The sequence below is a fragment of the Psychroserpens mesophilus genome (assembly GCF_000826645.1).
Taxonomy (GTDB): Bacteria; Bacteroidota; Bacteroidia; order Flavobacteriales; family Flavobacteriaceae; genus Psychroserpens; species Psychroserpens mesophilus.
The window spans coordinates 1-1,540 of the sequence record NZ_JXJP01000055.1 but is presented as its reverse complement, the minus strand read 5'-3'; the positions used below and the strand labels follow the sequence as shown (position 1 = coordinate 1,540).

Sequence of the window (1,540 nt, the reverse complement as noted above, 5' to 3'; positions counted from 1 at the left end):
ATTCATCTGTAGCGGTCCAGGTTCTTGTAATAGTTTGCGTATTACCACACGCATCTACAGTAGTATCAGCGAAAGTAACAGTTACAGTACCACAAGCATCAGTAGCAGTAGCAGTTCCTGTAGCAGAAGGGTCGGTACTTTCAGTACATTCCACAGTTGCATCAGCAGGAATAGTTAATACAGGAGGTGTATTATCTTCAATTGTAATTGTTTGAACCAACGTAGTTGTGTTGTTACAATCATCAGTTAATGTCCAAGTTCTAGTAATGATAGATTCATTAGCACAAGAACCATCAGCCACTATATCAGTAAATGTAGCATCAATTGTTTCTGAACATGTGTCTGTTTCATCAGTCACATCGCCAGTAATATTGAGGTCACTAGGGTCTTGATCACATTCAATAGAAATATCACCAGGTACAGTAAATGTTGGAGGTGTAGTGTCTTCAAGAGTAAGAGTTGCATTAAGTGTTGTAGCATTACCGCAATCATCGGTAATTGTGTACAAAACAGCAATTGTACCACCTAGTCCACATGTACTAACTAAGTTTGTAAACATATAATCTGAAGTCACAGTAACACCAAGGTCATCAGCACAAGATTCAAGAGCAGCAATGTTAGCTGTATTCCAATCGTTAGCTAAAGTTTCATTATCAGCACCAGAGCATTCAATAGAAGCATCGGTTACAGAACAGTTTGATAAATCAGGAATTGTTCCGTCATCAAATGTTAAAGTTACTGTTCTTGAAGAACTGTTACCACAATCATCGGTAATTATATAAGTTACGTTTAATGTTCCACAAGGACCACAAGTTGTATTCAAGTTGTTAAAGTCATAATCTGAAGTAACTTGACCAGTTAAGTCAGTGTCGCAAGTATCTGTAGCACATGCTTCAAGTGCAGCAATATTAGCAGCATTCCAGGCATCAGCAAGATTTTCGTTTTCTGTATCAGAACACTCTATTATTGTATTTTCAATAGTACATGCAGATAAATCTGGAGCTATAGTATCTACAACAGCAATGGTTTGTGTATCAGACACTGAATTACCACATTCATCAGTAGCCGTCCAAGTTCTAGTAATTGTTTCCGTATTACCGCAAGCAGCTACAGAACTATCTGTAAAGGTTACAGAAGTAGTACCACAAGTATCAGTAGCTGTTGCATTGCCAGTAGCAGTAGGATCGGTACTCTCGGTACATTCCACAGTTGCATCAGCAGGAATAGTTAATACAGGAGATGTATTATCTTCAACAGCAATAGTTTGTGTATCAGAGATTGAATTACCACATTCGTCAGTAGCCGTCCAAGTTCTTGTAATTGTTTGTGTATTACCACACGCATCGACAGTAGTATCAGCGAAAGTAACAGTTACAGTGCCACAAGTATCAGTAGCAGTAGCAGTTCCTGTAGCAGAAGGGTCAGTAGTTTCAGTACATTCCACAGTTGCATCAGCAGGAATAGTTAATACAGGCGCAGTGGTATCTTGAACTGTAATGGTTTGATCAAATGTTGTTGTATTATCACAATCGTCAGTTAA

1 protein-coding gene is annotated in these 1,540 nt (G+C 38.5%); it reads right to left on the bottom strand.

Annotated elements, in window-relative coordinates; translation table 11 throughout:
- The coding region (locus TD18_RS17305) for an HYR-like domain-containing protein (protein WP_040254875.1) at positions 1–1,540 on the bottom strand (1,540 nt) is incomplete at both ends.